Origin of the sequence: Mesorhizobium sp. M1409 (genome assembly GCF_040317535.1) — a bacterium.
Lineage (GTDB): Bacteria > Pseudomonadota > Alphaproteobacteria > Rhizobiales > Rhizobiaceae > Mesorhizobium.
Genome location: NZ_JAMYKV010000001.1, coordinates 134,834 through 149,059 on the forward strand (window position 1 = coordinate 134,834; position 14,226 = coordinate 149,059).

Annotated in this window: 14 protein-coding genes; 9 read left to right on the forward strand and 5 right to left on the reverse strand. The window is 62.8% G+C overall.

Annotated elements, in window-relative coordinates; genetic code table 11:
* Window positions 1-24 precede the first annotated feature (24 nt).
* The 6 genes from NKG99_RS00685 (at window position 25) to NKG99_RS00710 (ending at window position 5,913) form a co-directional block, all read left to right on the forward strand.
* Window positions 25-513 (forward strand): DUF2569 domain-containing protein, encoded by a 489-nt coding sequence (locus tag NKG99_RS00685; RefSeq protein ID WP_352863233.1) that lies wholly within the window; start codon window positions 25-27, stop codon window positions 511-513.
* 33 nt (window positions 514-546) lie between these two features.
* Window positions 547-1,719, forward strand: coding sequence for an iron-containing alcohol dehydrogenase (locus NKG99_RS00690; protein WP_352863235.1), 1,173 nt, complete (start codon window positions 547-549; stop codon window positions 1,717-1,719).
* A gap of 242 nt (window positions 1,720-1,961) precedes the next feature.
* Window positions 1,962-3,068, forward strand: coding sequence for an ABC transporter substrate-binding protein (locus tag NKG99_RS00695; protein WP_352863236.1), 1,107 nt, complete (start codon window positions 1,962-1,964; stop codon window positions 3,066-3,068).
* A 66-nt stretch (window positions 3,069-3,134) separates the two neighbouring features.
* The gene (locus NKG99_RS00700; protein WP_352863237.1) at window positions 3,135-4,049 is read left to right on the forward strand and encodes an ABC transporter permease; all 915 of its coding nucleotides are present in this window, start codon (window positions 3,135-3,137) and stop codon (window positions 4,047-4,049) included.
* Window positions 4,046-4,837 carry an ABC transporter permease gene (locus NKG99_RS00705; RefSeq protein ID WP_352863238.1) on the forward strand — a complete coding sequence of 264 codons (792 nt, stop codon included), beginning with the start codon at window positions 4,046-4,048 and terminating at the stop codon, window positions 4,835-4,837. The genes NKG99_RS00700 and NKG99_RS00705 overlap by 4 nt, the downstream gene beginning before the upstream one ends.
* 11 nt (window positions 4,838-4,848) lie before the next feature.
* Complete coding sequence (locus NKG99_RS00710; RefSeq protein WP_352863239.1) at window positions 4,849-5,913, forward strand: ABC transporter ATP-binding protein; 1,065 nt, start codon at window positions 4,849-4,851, stop codon at window positions 5,911-5,913.
* Window positions 5,914-5,929: 16 nt separating this feature from the next.
* On the opposite strand, the gene NKG99_RS00715 is transcribed toward NKG99_RS00710, so the two are convergent.
* The gene (locus NKG99_RS00715; RefSeq protein WP_352863240.1) at window positions 5,930-6,091 is read right to left on the reverse strand and encodes a hypothetical protein; all 162 of its coding nucleotides are present in this window, start codon (window positions 6,089-6,091) and stop codon (window positions 5,930-5,932) included.
* Window positions 6,092-6,178: 87 nt separating this feature from the next.
* Between NKG99_RS00715 and NKG99_RS00720 the strand changes: the two genes are divergently transcribed.
* From NKG99_RS00720 to NKG99_RS00730, 3 genes are all read left to right on the forward strand, one after another.
* Window positions 6,179-7,729 (forward strand): cation:proton antiporter, encoded by a 1,551-nt coding sequence (locus NKG99_RS00720; RefSeq protein WP_352863241.1) that lies wholly within the window; start codon window positions 6,179-6,181, stop codon window positions 7,727-7,729.
* A gap of 192 nt (window positions 7,730-7,921) precedes the next feature.
* A complete protein-coding gene (locus NKG99_RS00725) occupies window positions 7,922-8,836 on the forward strand; it encodes an endonuclease/exonuclease/phosphatase family protein (protein WP_352863242.1) in 915 nt (304 codons plus the stop codon).
* Window positions 8,833-9,678, forward strand: coding sequence for an EamA family transporter (locus tag NKG99_RS00730; protein ID WP_352863243.1), 846 nt, complete (start codon window positions 8,833-8,835; stop codon window positions 9,676-9,678). Before NKG99_RS00725 ends, NKG99_RS00730 begins: the two co-directional genes overlap by 4 nt.
* Window positions 9,679-9,777: 99 nt before the next feature.
* On the opposite strand, the gene NKG99_RS00735 is transcribed toward NKG99_RS00730, so the two are convergent.
* The 4 genes from NKG99_RS00735 to NKG99_RS00750 all read right to left on the reverse strand — a co-directional run bounded on the left by NKG99_RS00735 (window position 9,778) and on the right by NKG99_RS00750 (window position 14,221).
* Window positions 9,778-10,086 carry a Dabb family protein gene (locus tag NKG99_RS00735; protein WP_352863244.1) on the reverse strand — a complete coding sequence of 103 codons (309 nt, stop codon included), beginning with the start codon at window positions 10,084-10,086 and terminating at the stop codon, window positions 9,778-9,780.
* A 9-nt stretch (window positions 10,087-10,095) separates the two neighbouring features.
* Window positions 10,096-11,724 (reverse strand): GMC family oxidoreductase, encoded by a 1,629-nt coding sequence (locus tag NKG99_RS00740; protein WP_352863245.1) that lies wholly within the window; start codon window positions 11,722-11,724, stop codon window positions 10,096-10,098.
* A 12-nt stretch (window positions 11,725-11,736) separates the two neighbouring features.
* A complete protein-coding gene (locus NKG99_RS00745) occupies window positions 11,737-12,498 on the reverse strand; it encodes a 3-ketoacyl-ACP reductase (RefSeq protein WP_352863246.1) in 762 nt (253 codons plus the stop codon).
* A gap of 208 nt (window positions 12,499-12,706) precedes the next feature.
* A complete protein-coding gene (locus NKG99_RS00750; RefSeq protein WP_352863247.1) occupies window positions 12,707-14,221 on the reverse strand; it encodes a GMC oxidoreductase in 1,515 nt (504 codons plus the stop codon).
* Window positions 14,222-14,226 lie beyond the last annotated feature (5 nt).

The following is a 14,226-nucleotide window of genomic DNA, read 5'->3' on the forward strand; positions in this document are numbered from 1 at the left end:
CATTGGGCCACTCAAGGAGGAGAAATGTCTGAGATACAGCCGTCCGCACCATTGGCCCGTGAGGGGCCAGAGGGTATTGGCGGCTATCTCGTCGTGCCGATGCTTGGCCTCATTTTCATGCCTCTGGCTGGCCTGGTTGTGTTCGAGCACCATATCGGCCTGTCCGAGTATTTTAGCCTACTAACCGGTGCGCAGCAGGTCTTCGTCGTGGCGGAGATTTTCGGATATCTGGCGATCGCGGTCGCCTGCCCGCTGGGCTTGCTTGTTTTGCTGATTGGCAAGCGGCGGGCTTTTCCACGCCTTTACATCGTCTGGGCCGCCGTCAGTCCCGTCTCTATCCTGACCGATCTTGCGGCCGCGAGCGTCCTTCTTGGCGATATCTTTGAGGCGCAAGGCGTGGCTTTGTTCGATGGAGAGGCGGCAAAGAATATTCAACACTCGATCGTCTATTCCGTAATCTGGATTCTATACATGCAGAAGTCCCGGCGGGTTCAGAACACCTTCACTCAATAGTCACCACCCACAATGTCCTGAAATCGAGAAAAAATGTCCAAGCTGATCTCCAAATGGAACTATCCCACCACCGTCCGCTTCGGCGCCGGGCGCATCAAGGAATTGCCAGAGGTTTTGGCGGCCACCGGCATCAAGCGGCCGCTGTTCGTCACCGATCCTGGCCTGGCGAAACTGCCGGTCGTCGCCTCGACGCTGAAGATTCTCGACGACGCCAAGGTGCCCTACGGCGTCTTCTCGGAGGTCAGGCCGAACCCGGTCGAATCCAATCTCACCGCCGGCATCGCCGTGTTCAAGAAGGGCAAGCATGACGGCGTCATCGCCTTCGGCGGCGGCTCGGCGCTCGATCTCGGCAAGCTGATTGCCTTCCAGGCCGGCCAGGTCAGGCCGGTGTGGGACTTCGAGGATGTCGATGACTGGTGGACGCGCGCCAATTCGGATGCCATCGCGCCGATCATCGCCGTGCCGACCACCGCCGGCACCGGATCGGAAGTCGGCCGCGCCGGTGTCATCACCAATGAGGCGACGCACACCAAGAAAGTCATCTTCCATCCCAAATTGTTGCCTTCTATCGTCATCGCCGATCCCGAACTGTCGGTCGGCATGCCCGGCTTCATCACCGCCGGTACCGGCATGGATGCGCTGGCCCACTGTCTCGAAGCCTATTGCGCGCCGGGTTATCATCCGATGGCCGACGGCATCGCCGTCGAAGGTGTGAGGCTGGCCTTCGAGAACCTGCCGAAGGCTTTTGCCAATGGCAAGGATCTCGTCGCGCGCGCCCATATGATGAGCGCCGCCGCGATGGGCGCCGCCGCCTTCCAGAAAGGGCTCGGCGCCATCCATTCGCTGTCGCATCCGGTCGGTGCGCTCTACGATACCCATCACGGCATGACCAATGCGGTGTTCATGCCTTATGTGCTCGCCTTCAACCGCGACGCCATCGAGGAGCGTATTGGCCGGCTCGCCGCCTATTGCGGCATCAAGGGCGGCTTCGACGGCTTCGCCAAGGCGATCATCAAGCTGCGTAAGGAATTGAAGGTGCCGCACGCGCTGCCGGGCCTGATCAAGGGGCTCGACATGGACAAGAAGCGCAAGGCGCTGATCGCCGACATGGCGGTGGTCGATCCGACCGCTGGCGGCAACCCGGTCAAGCTGACCAAGAAGGCGGCGCTGACCCTGCTCGAAAACGCCATCGCCGGCACGGTCTGAGGCGTTTTCCGCACCGCGAAGTGATCTGAAAAGGGGCTAGAAAAACAAGGGGGAGGATGACGGGCAAGGGACAAAATAGTTAGCCGGAAAAAGAATCGCGAAGCGATTGCTACAGCCGGTTAAAAAGAGTTTACTTTTTCGTACTGCGAGCAGCCGGTTTCATAAAGCTTTCATCTGGCTGTCACATGAAAACGATACCGCATCGCAGGCGTCCAACGGCGTCAGTTCAACGGAGAGAACACATGTTCAAATTCACGGGGAAAGTGCTTTCCCTTTCGGCCGCGGCGCTTTTCGCGTCGACGGTGATTTCGTCCGCGGATTCGATGGACGATCTCGTCAAGGCCGCCAAGGCAGAAGGCCAGCTAACTACCATCGCTTTGCCGCATGATTGGTGCGGCTACGGTGCCGTCATTGATGGCTTCAAGGCCAAGTATCCTGGGATTGCCATCAACGAACTCAACCCCGATGCCGGGTCCGGCGATGAGGTCGAGGCGATCAAGGCCAACAAGGACAACAAGGGCCCGCAGGCGCCCGACGTCATCGACGTCGGCTTGTCGTTCGGCCCGTCGGCCAAGAAGGATGGCCTGATCCAGGCTTACAAGGTGTCGACCTGGGACTCGATCCCGGACAGCGCCAAGGATGCGGAAGGCTTCTGGACCGGCGACTACTACGGCGTGCTGTCCTTCCAGGTGAACAAGGATCTGGTCAAGGAATCGCCGAAGGACTGGGCCGACCTGCTGAAGCCGGAATTCGCCAACTCGGTCGCTTTGGCCGGTGATCCGCGCGCGTCGAACCAGGCCATCCAGGCGGTATATGCCGCTGGCCTGTCGTCGGGTGCGGCTGCTGGCGAAGCCGCCGGCACCGCTGGCCTCGACTTCTTCAAGAAGCTCAACGCCGCCGGCAATTTCGTGCCGGTTATCGGCAAGGCCGCCACGCTCGCCCAGGGTCAGACCCCGATCCTCGTCACCTGGGACTACAACGCGCTCGCCGGCCGTGACACACTGAAGGGCAACCCGCCCGTCGACGTCGTCGTGCCGAAGTCCGGTGTCGTCGCCGGCGTCTACGTGCAGGCGATCAGCGCTTTCGCGCCGCACCCGAACGCAGCCAAGCTCTGGCTGGAATACCTCTATTCCGACGAAGGCCAGATCGCCTGGCTGAAAGGCTACTGCCACCCGATCCGCTTCAACGATCTTGCCAAGAACAACAAGATCCCGGCGGACGTGCTGGCCAAGCTGCCGCCGGCTGAGTCCTATGCGGCCGCGGCGTTCCCGACGCTCGACGAGCAGGGCAAGGCCAAGGAAGCCATCACCAAGAACTGGGATGCCGTTGTCGGCGCCAACGTCAAGTAAGACCTGAAATCCACCGGGCGGCTTCACGGCTGCCCGGTTCGTCCTCTCGAAGACGGTAGCAGGCGCATGACCGATCTCTCATTTTCCGATCACGCGGTTGCCGGCAAGACCGCGCCCCCCGCCGAGGCGCGCAGCCTGAGGCTGCCGACGCAGTGGCTCGGCGTCGCGCCATTCTTCATCTTCGCCGTCATGTTCCTGATCTTGCCCACGCTCTACTTGATGCTGGGCGCGTTCCAGAACGATGCCGGCGAGTTCACCCTCGAAAACATCATGGCGCTGGCGCAGCCGTCGATCGTTGCCGCCTACTGGATTTCGATCAAGGTCAGCCTCGCCTCATCGCTGATCGGCGCCTTCGCAGGTCTCGCCATCGCCATCGCCATTGTGCGCGGCGGCCTGCCGGACTGGATACGTTCGGCGACACTGACATTTTCCGGCGTAGCTTCCAATTTTGCTGGCGTGCCGCTGGCCTTCGCCTTCCTCGCCACGCTCGGCCGCCTCGGCCTTGCGACGGTGATCCTAAACACCCTGTTCGGCCTCAACATCTATGCTCACGGCTTCAACATCCTGTCATTCTGGGGGCTGACGCTGACCTATGTCTATTTCCAGATTCCGCTGATGGTAGTGATCATCGTGCCGGCAATCGATGGTCTGAAAAAGGAATGGGGCGAGGCCGCCGCAACGCTTGGGGCGACCATGGCGCAATACTGGCGCATGGTTGTCATCCCGGTGATCTGGCCGAGTTTCCTCGGCACCGTCATCCTTTTGTTCGCCAACGCCTTCGGCGCCATCGCCACTGCCTATGCGTTAACGGGTTCGTCGCTCAACATCGTGCCGATCCTGCTCTATGCGCAGATCCGCGGCGACGTGCTGCACAATGCCCATCTTGGCTATGCCATAGCCTTCGGCATGATCTTCATCACCGGCCTAGCGAATGTCTTCTACATCTGGTTCCGCACCCGTTCCGAGAGGTGGCTCAAATGAAGGCTGGCAGGTTCTGGGCTTGGGTCGTCTTCGCCCTTGGCGCGGCCTATTTCTTCATTCCGCTGATCGCGACAGTGGAGTTCTCCATGCGCATGCGGCGTGGCGAGTACTCGTTCGACGCCTACAAGGTCGTGCTCGGCGATGCCCGCTTCCAGGCGACCTTCGGCTATTCGGTGCTCGCGGCCATCTTCACCATTATTCTCGGCGTGCTCATCGTGGTGCCGGCCGCCTACTGGATCCGGCTTCGGCTGCCGCAGTTGCGGCCGGTCGTCGAGTTCATCACGCTGCTGCCGCTGGTCATCCCGGCCATCGTCATCGTCTTCGGCTACATCAGAATGTACGGGTCGAACTCGCCGCTGCCGTTCCTGGCGACCGATACAGGCACCAATGCCTTGCTGGTCATCGGCTATGCGACACTGGCGCTGCCCTATATGTATCGCGCCGTCGACACCGGGCTTCGCACCATCGACGTGCGTACCCTGACGGAAGCGGCACAGATCCTTGGTGCTGGTTGGGGGACGATCATCACCCGTGTCATCCTGCCCAATGTGCTGATCGCGGTGCTGTCGGGCGCCTTCCTCACCTTCGCCATCGTCATCGGCGAGTTCACCATGGCGAGCCTGCTCAACCGGCCTGCCTTCGGCCCTTATTTGCAGAATATCGGCGCCAACCGGGCCTATGAGCCGGCGGCGCTTGCCATCATCGCCTTCGCTATCACCTGGGGCTGCATGTCGCTGATTCAGATCCTGTCCCGTTTCGCGCCGAGATCGGCGAACCGTCCGAACTGAGAGTCAAAGCCATGGCCGACCCGTTCCTTTCCATTCAGCACGTTCGAAAATCCTTCGGCGCCACCACGGTCGTGGAGGATTTCAATCTCGACGTCGAGCGCGGCGAATTCGTCTCCTTCCTCGGCCCGTCCGGTTGTGGCAAGACCACCGTGCTGCGCATGGTGGCGGGCTTCGAGGAGCCGAGCGCGGGCACGATCGTCGTCGGTGGCAAGGACATTACGAGGCTGAAGCCCAACCAGCGCAATGTCGGCATGGTGTTCCAGGCCTATGCGCTGTTTCCCAACCTGACCGTTGCGCAAAATATTGGCTTCGGCTTGAAGGTCGCCGGCATGCCGAGGGCGGACATCGATGCCCGTGTCGCCGAGATGCTCGGTATCATCAAGCTGCCGCAGATGGCGGATCGCTATCCCTATCAGCTCTCGGGCGGCCAGCAGCAGCGCATCGCGTTGGCCCGCGCCATCGCGCCGAAGCCGAAACTGCTGCTGCTCGACGAGCCGCTGTCGGCGCTCGACGCCAAGGTGCGCGTGTCGCTGCGCGAGGAAATCCGCTCGATCCAGAAGAAGCTCGGCATCACCACCATCTTCGTCACCCATGACCAGGAAGAGGCGCTGTCGATCTCGGATCGCATCGCCGTCATGTATGGCGGCAAGGCCGAGCAGGTCGGCACGCCGTTCGAGATCTACAACCGCCCGGCAACCAAGTTCGTCGCCAATTTCGTCGGCACGCTGAACGTGCTCGAAGGCACCGTCACCGACGCCGCCGCGGGCACGGTGCGGGTCAATTCCGAGCAGGTTTCGCTGAAGGGCAAGCTCAACGGCTCCAAGTCTGGCGACACGCTGTCGCTGGCATTGCGTCCGGAAGCGATCTCGCTTGGCCGTCAGCCCGGCCGCGACTCCAGCCTTTCGGGCGAAATCTCCGAGGTGCATTTCCTCGGCTCGGTGATCCGGGTTCGCGTCGGCATCGGCGGCAACATAGTCTCGCTCGACACCTTCAACAGCCCGGCAACGCCGCCCCCGGCGGTCGGTGAAAAGGCCGAGATATCGTTCTCATCGAGCGATATGCTGGTGTTGCACTAGGCGTGACAGCGCTCCTTCAGGCTGGAACCATGAATGGCTGCATCACCGCCTGAAAAACCGGCAGTGCTTCCATTTGGGTGGCATAGGCTTCCGACGACGGCGCGGTGATTTCGACATTGGTGTGGTCGATGCGCTCGCCGAAACCTGCAGAGGGTGGAAGCAAAGCTGGTAGGGGCACATTGCCTGCCAGCCCGAGCTTGCTGGCCAGGCTTTTTCCAGCTGCTTTGCCACTGCCGACGATCCCGCTTCCCGGCTATAACAAGCCATGGCCCTCTTCGAACTGACACTCATTCTGCTGTTGATCGCCGTCGCGCTAACGGCGCTGTCGCGGCGTGCGCAGATTCCCTATCCCTCCTTGCTGGCGCTGGCAGGGGTGGGCATCGCCTTCGTACCTGGTGTGCCGACGATCGAGATCGACCCGGAACTGGCGCTTGCTCTGTTCATCGCGCCGGTGCTGCTCGATGCCGCCTATGATACGTCTTTGCGCGACCTCAATCGCTACAGGGTGCCGCTTGTGCTGCTGGCACTCGGCGCTGTCCTTTTCACGACGACGACCGTGGCTCTGGTCGGGTGGGCGATGGCAGGCCTGCCGATCGCCGCGGCCATAGCCCTCGGCGCCATTGTGGCACCGCCCGACGCGGTGGCGGCGTCGGCGGTGCTTGGCCAGTTCAAGGTGCCGCATCGAATCACAGCCATCCTGCAAGGCGAGAGCCTGCTCAACGATGCCACCGCGCTGCTGATCTACCGGATAGCGGTTTCGGCGGCAGCGGGCAGCATTCTGCTGAGCAGCGCCGTGCCGATGATCCTGCTGTCCACCTTGGGCAGCCTTGCGGCCGGATATCTGCTTGGCCGGCTGTCTCTGATGACGCTGGACCGTATCGAAGACCCGGCGAGCGGCACTGTGGTGCAATTTGCCGGCACATTCGGGGTCTGGATCCTGGCCGACAGGCTGGGCCTTTCCGCCATCATCACCATCGTGGTCTATGCCATGACCATCGCCCGCACCGCGCCGCGCCGCATGCCGGCCAGAAACCGCATCAGTTCCTATTCGGTTTGGGAAACGGCGGTCTTCGTGCTCAACGTGCTGGCTTTCGTGCTGATGGGCCTGCAGGCGCGTTCGATTGTCGGCAGGCTTGCCGGCGAGGGGCAGACCGATGCCTTCTTCCTGGCCGGGACCGTACTTGCCATCGTCATCGTTTCACGTTTGATCTGGGTGCTGGGCTGCGGCGCGATCATCAGGTGGTTGGCCCGTTTCGGCAATGCGGATCGTCGGCGAGACGCGCCATCGTTGCGCGGCGGCATGCTCATCGGCTGGTGCGGGATGCGCGGTCTGGTGACGCTTGCGGCGGCATTTGCCTTGCCGGCTGAATTTCCCGCCCGCGACCCGATCGTGCTCGCTGCCTTCACGGTCGTGCTAGGCACGCTGGTGCTCCAGGGCATGAGCCTGAAACCGCTGCTGCGCCTGCTCAACCTCGACCCGGATGAAATGGTCGACCGCGAGGTTGCGCAGGCACGCGTTGTGGTCATGCAGGCCGCCCTCGACATATTGAGCGGCAAGACATCGGACGCGGCGGCTGCGGTGCGCGAGCAATATGCCGCTCAACGCAAGATCGCCAAAAATCCTGACGACGCCCAGGCGGCCACCGAATATGACCGCTTGCGCCTCTATGCCATCAAGAGCCAGCGCGACGCGCTGGAGGAACTGCGCCGCAACGGCACGATCGGTGACGAAGCCTATCACCGCCTTGAGGAAGAGATCGACTGGACCGAACTGGCGGCGTCGCCACCCGGCCGGTTCCAACCGCTGACGACATAGAGCCTGCTCCATCCCGATGGACTCAAGATGAAGCAGGGGCTGGTTGTTGTTTGAGCATGCTCTATTCCGAAAACGTGATTCCACTTTTCGGGATGATACTCTGGCCGCTGGCCCAGCCCCATCGCTCGCGCGGCACATTGCAACCAATCTGCCGAACCGATACTGCCAATTCGAAAGTAAGCCGGATAAACAATGAAGCTGGTCAGCTACAATATCCAATACGGGTTCGGCGGCGACGGGAGCTACGATCTTTCGCGCGCCGCGCGCATCGTTGCCGGCGCCGACATCATTGCGCTGCAAGAGGTCGAGCGGCACTGGCAGCGCAGCAATTTCGACGACCAGCCGGAGCTGCTTTCGCGCTTGCTGCCGGACTATCACTGGGTCTACGGCCCAGCCTTCGACATGGATGCCAGCGAGCGGCGCGACGGCCATCTGGTCAACCGACGCCGGCAGTTCGGCACCATGGTGCTGTCCAAGTTGCCGATCGTCTGGTCGCGGCTGCATGCGCTGCCGATGCGCCGTACGCTGCGGCCGCTCAATACGCGCAATGCGGCACTCGAATGCATGATCCGCACGCCTGCCGGCCCGGTGCGGGTGTTGTCGCTGCATCTCGCCCATATCGCGGTCGAGGAGCGGCTGGAGCAGATAGACTATCTCATGGCCGAGCATCGCCGGGCACCATCCGATGGCGGGCCGTGGAGCGGCGTCGACGACGAGCCCACGCGCAACTGGACCAGCGGCGAAGCGGAACCGGAAAACCCACCGGCGGCGATCTGGATGGGTGATTTCAACATGGAGCCGGGCAGCGCCGAATACCGCCGCATCGTCGGCAGCACGCCTTACCATCGCGGCGCGGCCTATCTTGACGGCTTCGTCGATGCCGCCGCCATTGCCAGCGAGCCGGCCGCGGATTTCCACACCCATGTGAAGACCATCGACGGCAAGGTGGCAAAGCGGCGGCTCGACCATTGCTTCGTCGGCGGCATGTTAGCCGGGCGCGTGCGTTCAATCAGTGCCGATATCGGCGAGGTTGCGTCGGACCATTTCCCGCTGCGGGTCGACATCGATCTCGAAAACGCCCGGCATTGCCCCATGAGCCGCGCATGACACTTTTCGTCTTCTTCGCGGTGCTTGCCGCCGCCGCCATGCACGCGGTCTGGAACGCGCTGGTCAAGGTCCATCTCGACCGCTTCCTGTCGATCACGCTGATGACGCTCGGTATGGGCGCCGCGGCCCTGCTGGTGCTGCCGTTCGTCGAAGTGCCGAAGGCGGAGGTGTGGCCCTACATCATCGCCTCCGTGTTTTTCCACATGGGCTACCGGACTTTCCTGATCGGAGCCTACAAGGCCGGCGATTTCGCCCAGACCTATCCACTGGCGCGCGGCACCGCACCGCTGCTCTCGGCCTTTGGCGGCATGTTCGTCGTTGCCGAGATTCCTGGCCCGTTCGCCATGCTCGGCATCTTTCTGTTGTCGGCCGGCACGCTGGTGATGTCGTTTCGCGGCGGCGCGCATCTGGAAAAGCTGAATTTACGCGCGGTCGGCTTTGCGCTGGGCACCTCGATCTTCATTGCCAGCTACACGCTCTCCGACGGCAGCGGCGCGCGGCTGGCCGCCTCGGCGCAGAGCTACGCCGCCTGGCTGTTCATCTGCGATGCTTTTGGCGCCTTGGTGCTGTGCCTGATCTTCCGTGGGCCGAAGGCGCTGCCGGTACTGGCGCGCGACTGGAAGGCAGGGCTATTCACCGGCGTGCTCAGTGGCGCGGCCTACTGGATCGTCATGTGGGCGATGACCAAGGCGCCGATCGCCTCGGTGGCGTCGCTGCGCGAAACCTCGATCCTGTTTGCCATGATGATCTCGGTGTTCGCGCTCGGCGAGAAGATGACGGGCTGGCGCGGTGCCGCCGCGCTCGGCATCGTCGCCGGTGTCGTCGCGCTCAGGCTCGGTTAGTCCAGGTGTCGTCTCGCGATCACCCATTTCACCACTAGGTATGGGACGACGAAACCAAGCACATCTACAAATGTGCGCCAATTTTTCGATTGCAGCGCGCTAGAGCCCCAGGTCGAAGACCATCAGTCCGTCGGTGCCGCCTTCAAGTGCGGCGACCAGCCGGGCGCCGGCGCGCTGATGCGCCTCATGCACCAGATAGGCGTCGCGCGCGGCAGCATCGCGGAAGTCGATTGTGAAGCCGTGGGTGAAGCCGCGCGCGAATGGCTCCGGGCTGACATTGGCGCTGAACTGGACCGCGTCCATGCCGTCGATCACCTGTCGCAGTGCCTCGAGATCTGCATGGATCGCCATGCGCTCAGCGGCGGGAACATCGTTGCGGAATCTAGCAAAAACGCAGTGCCTGATCATTTTTTGTCCCTAAGCCGCCCGGTTTCCAGAGAACACGGCCGGCGGCAACGGCTCGCGGCCAAGAATGATATCCGAACCCTTTTCACCAACCATGATGGTCGGCGCATTGGTGTTGGAGGAGGGGATGCGCGGCATCACCGAGGCGTCGCAGACGCGCAGGCCCTCGATGCCGCGCAGCCGCAGATCCGGTGTCACGACAGCCATGTCGTCATGGCCCATGCGGCAGGTGCCGACGGGATGGTGGTCGGTCTTGGAACTGCGGCAGGCATAATCGAACAGCTGGTCATCGCTGGCGAGCGACGGGCCGGGCAGCACTTCGCGCAGCACGTAAGGGGCAAGCGCCTTCTGCCGCATGATCTCGCGCGCCAGCCTCAGCCCCTTGATCGACATATCGCGATCATAGGGATCGGACCAGTAGTTCGGGTCAATCAACGGATGGTCGGCGGGATCGGCACTCTTCAGCCGCACCGTGCCGCGCGAGCGCGGCCGCAGGAAGGCTGAATTCAGGGTCACGCCCGGGTTGTTCAGCTTCTCGACGCCGGCCTCGATGCCGGAGCCGAGGCCGAGATGGAACTGGATGTCGGGCGAGGCGGCAGTCGGGTCGGCGTACCAGAAGCCGCCGGTCTCGAACAGGCTGGAGGCCACCGGCCCTTTCTTCAGCAGCAGGTATTGCAGGCCGGCCCAGGCCATGCGGTGCAGCTTTGCATAATTGTCATAGGTGTGGTCGCCGGTGCATTCGGCGATGACGAACAAATCAAGATGGTCCTGCATGTTGGAGCCGACGCCGGGCAGGTCATGAACCGGCGTGACGCCGACCGCCTTCAGATGGTCGGCAGGGCCGATGCCCGACTGCATCAACAGTTTCGGCGAGCCGATGGCGCCGGAGGAGACGATCACCTCGCGCTCGGCCCGCAGGATTTTCTTCTCGCCGCCCGGCCTGTCGACGATTTCGACGCCGACGGCACGGCCCTTCTCGACGACGATGCGGGTCACCAGCACATCGGTCCTGACGGTGAGGTTCTTGCGCGCGCGGATCGGTCTGAGATAGGCCACCGAAGCGGAGGAGCGGCGGGCATCCTTCTGGGTCAGCTGGTAATAGCCGACGCCTTCCTGGCTGGCGCCGTTGAAGTCCGGATTGAAGGGGATGCCCATCTCCTGGCCGGCGCGGAAATAGGCCTCGCAGATCGGCAGCGGCGAAATCGGGTTCGACACGCCGAGCGGGCCCTGGTCGCCGTGGTAATCGTTGGCGTAGCGCTGGTTGTTTTCGGCGCGCTTGAAATAGGGCAGCACGTCGCGATAGCCCCAGCCGGCAAGGCCCTCTTCCTTCTCCCAGGCGTCATAGTCGCGGGCGTTGCCGCGCGTGTAGATCTGGGCGTTGATGGACGAACCGCCGCCAACCACCTTGGCCTGCGTGTACCAAAAAACGCGGTCTTTCATGTGCTTCTGCGGTACGGTCGACCAGCCCCAGGACGCAATGCCCTTGGTCATCTTGGCGAAGCCGGCCGGCATGTGGATATAGGGATGCCAGTCCTTGCCGCCGGCTTCCAGCAGCAGGACCGAATTTGCCGGATCCTCGCTCAATCGGTTGGCCAGAACGCAGCCGGCCGGACCGGCGCCCACGATGATGTAGTCGGTCATGACACTGTCCATTTACAGTCGCGGCACGGAGAGCGCGCCGTCGACATTGATGATCGAGCCGGTCGAAAAGCCTAGTTTTCCTCTAGCGAGCGTCGCCACCACCGCACCGATATCGGCCGCTTCGCCCCAGCGTTTGGCCGGCACCAGCCCACCGTCGATCAGCGAATCGTATTTGGCGGCCACGCTGGATGTCATGTCGGTGCGGATGATGCCGGGACGCACCTCGAACACGCCGATGTTTTCGGGCGCCAGCCGCAGCGCCAGGTTCTTCACCCACATCGAAAGCCCGGCTTTCGAGATGCAGTAATCCGGCCGTTCGGGCGACGCCATTTCGGCGCTGACCGAGGTGATGGTTATGATTGATTTTGTATGGTCGTTCGGTGTTGCCAGCATCGCCTTGGCGACGGCCTGGCTGAGGAACACGGTGCCGCGCAGATTGATGCCCAGCGTGCGGTCGAAATTCTCCGGCTTGAGGTCCAGGAGGTCACCGCGCGCCACCGCGCCGACACCGGCATTGTTGACCAGGCAGTCGATACGACCGAAGGCGCGCATCGCGGCATCGACAAGTGTGGTGTGGCTGTCGAGATCGGCGATGTCGCAAGGGGCATAAGCGAATTTCGCACCGCGCCCGGCGATGTCGGTGGCAAGTCCGTCGGCGGCTGTTTCGGCAAGGTCGGCGACCAGAATATTGAAGCCGGCATCGGCGAGCGCCTCGGCGCAAGCAAGGCCGATGCCGCGTGCGCCGCCGGTGATGATGGCTGCGGGGCGGGTCATTGGAGGCTACCTCCGCAGGCGTGGTCGCCGCCCCTCATCGCCCTGCCGGGCACTTCTCCCCGTACAGAGACGGGGAGAAGGACACTGTCGCCACCGCTTTCGCCGATCGTCAAAGGAGCGCCGAGGTTGTGGCCAGCTTTCTTCTCCCCGTTTACGCCGTTTACGGGGAGAAGTGCCCGGCAGGGCGATGAGGGGCAGCGCAAACTGATCATGCCAGTTCGCCCTTGCGGATATGGTCGGCGACACGCAGCGCCTGGGCGGCGATCGAGAGGGCCGGGTTCACGGCGGCCGAGTTGGGCAGGAAACTGGCATCGACGACGAACAGGTTCCGATGGTCGAACGACCGGCAGAAGGGGTCGAGCGGCGCGGTCGCCGGATCGTCGCCCATCTTGACCGTGCCGCACTGGTGCGACGGCGTGCGTTTGTCGAAGGGCCGCGACAGCACCAGGGGATAACCGCAGGCGCGGAAGTTCTCGCGCATCACCTTGGTCAGCCCGTCGAGCGACTGCATGTTGGAGCGCCGCCATTGCATGACGATGTCCTTGCCGTCGACCATGATGCGGCTTTCGGGATCGGGCAGGTCCTCGCACATCAAATACCAGTCGACGGCGTGGCCGGCGATGAAATCGAGCGCGAATTTCGGCGTAAATTTCACGTTGGCCTTGAGCATGTTGCCGTCGATCTTGCCGAGCAGTTGGACATTGCCGAGCGGCTTGCCGCCCTTGCCGTCGGACAGGTAATAGTCGTTCAGCATCAGCGTCTTCTGGTAGACGGCATCGTTGCGGCGGCGCGGATCGATCGCCAGCATGGCGCTCGAATTGTGGTTCATGAAATTGCGGCCGACCTGGTCGGAGCGGTTGGCAAGGCCCTTGCCACCTTCCTTGCCGTTGTTGGGTGAGGGCGAGCGCAGCAGGATGACGGCGGAATTGACCGCGCCGGCCGAGAGGATGACCAGTTTCGGCGATACCTTCTTCAATGCGCCATTCTGGCGATAGTGAATGGCTGATATGGTTTTGCCATCGGCCGACGCCTCGAGATATTCGACATAGGCGCTGGTCTTGAGTTGGATATTACTGTCCTTGAGTGCCGCCGTCAGTGGACCGGTCTGCGCGTCGACCTTGCCCTGCCCGGTGTTGGGAAACGCATCCCAGCCGGTCCTGCCCTCCTTCAGCCAGATGTCGATGTCGACACCGAGCGGCAGCGAGGCTGGATGCAGACCGAGTCCCTTGAGCTCGGCGCGGGCGCGGGCGATGGGGGCTTCGTCGGGAACCGGCTTGAAGGAGTAGGGGATCGAATGGAACGGTTCGGTCGGGTCCTCGCCCAGCGCGCCGCGCACGCGAAACAGCTGTTCGGCTTTCGAATACCAGGGCTCGAACTCCTCATAGGAAAACGGCCAGGCCGGCGAAACACCGCCGAAATGCTCCATGGCGGCAAAGTCTTCCTTGCGGTAGCGGATCAGCACAGCGCCGTAGAATTTCGAATTGCCCCCGACATAGTAGTAGTTGCCGGGATTGAAGGCACCGCCACCGGCCTCGCGCCACATCTCCTTCGGCCGATAGTGGCCGTCGACGAAGATCGAGCGCGTGTCACGCGCATGCGGCGTTGCCGGCAACGGCTCGCCACGCTCCAGCATCAGGATCGAGGCGCCGCTGCCGGTAAGGCCGGAGGCGATCGTTGCGCCGCCTATGCCGGAGCCGATGATGACGATGTCCGGATTTGTCATGGCCG

Bases quoted from the DNA above. Each gene is read 5' to 3' on its own strand.
- NKG99_RS00685 (WP_352863233.1), top strand. From the start codon at position 25: ATGTCTGAGATACAGCCGTCCGCACCATTGGCCCGTGAGGGGCCAGAG.
- NKG99_RS00690 (WP_352863235.1), top strand. From the start codon at position 547: ATGTCCAAGCTGATCTCCAAATGGAACTATCCCACCACCGTCCGCTTC.
- NKG99_RS00695 (WP_352863236.1), top strand. From the start codon at position 1,962: ATGTTCAAATTCACGGGGAAAGTGCTTTCCCTTTCGGCCGCGGCGCTT.
- NKG99_RS00700 (WP_352863237.1), top strand. From the start codon at position 3,135: ATGACCGATCTCTCATTTTCCGATCACGCGGTTGCCGGCAAGACCGCG.
- NKG99_RS00705 (WP_352863238.1), top strand. From the start codon at position 4,046: ATGAAGGCTGGCAGGTTCTGGGCTTGGGTCGTCTTCGCCCTTGGCGCG.
- NKG99_RS00710 (WP_352863239.1), top strand. From the start codon at position 4,849: ATGGCCGACCCGTTCCTTTCCATTCAGCACGTTCGAAAATCCTTCGGC.
- NKG99_RS00720 (WP_352863241.1), top strand. From the start codon at position 6,179: ATGGCCCTCTTCGAACTGACACTCATTCTGCTGTTGATCGCCGTCGCG.
- NKG99_RS00725 (WP_352863242.1), top strand. From the start codon at position 7,922: ATGAAGCTGGTCAGCTACAATATCCAATACGGGTTCGGCGGCGACGGG.
- NKG99_RS00730 (WP_352863243.1), top strand. From the start codon at position 8,833: ATGACACTTTTCGTCTTCTTCGCGGTGCTTGCCGCCGCCGCCATGCAC.
- NKG99_RS00735 (WP_352863244.1), bottom strand. From the start codon at position 10,086: ATGATCAGGCACTGCGTTTTTGCTAGATTCCGCAACGATGTTCCCGCC.
- NKG99_RS00740 (WP_352863245.1), bottom strand. From the start codon at position 11,724: ATGACCGACTACATCATCGTGGGCGCCGGTCCGGCCGGCTGCGTTCTG.
- NKG99_RS00745 (WP_352863246.1), bottom strand. From the start codon at position 12,498: ATGACCCGCCCCGCAGCCATCATCACCGGCGGCGCACGCGGCATCGGC.
- NKG99_RS00750 (WP_352863247.1), bottom strand. From the start codon at position 14,221: ATGACAAATCCGGACATCGTCATCATCGGCTCCGGCATAGGCGGCGCA.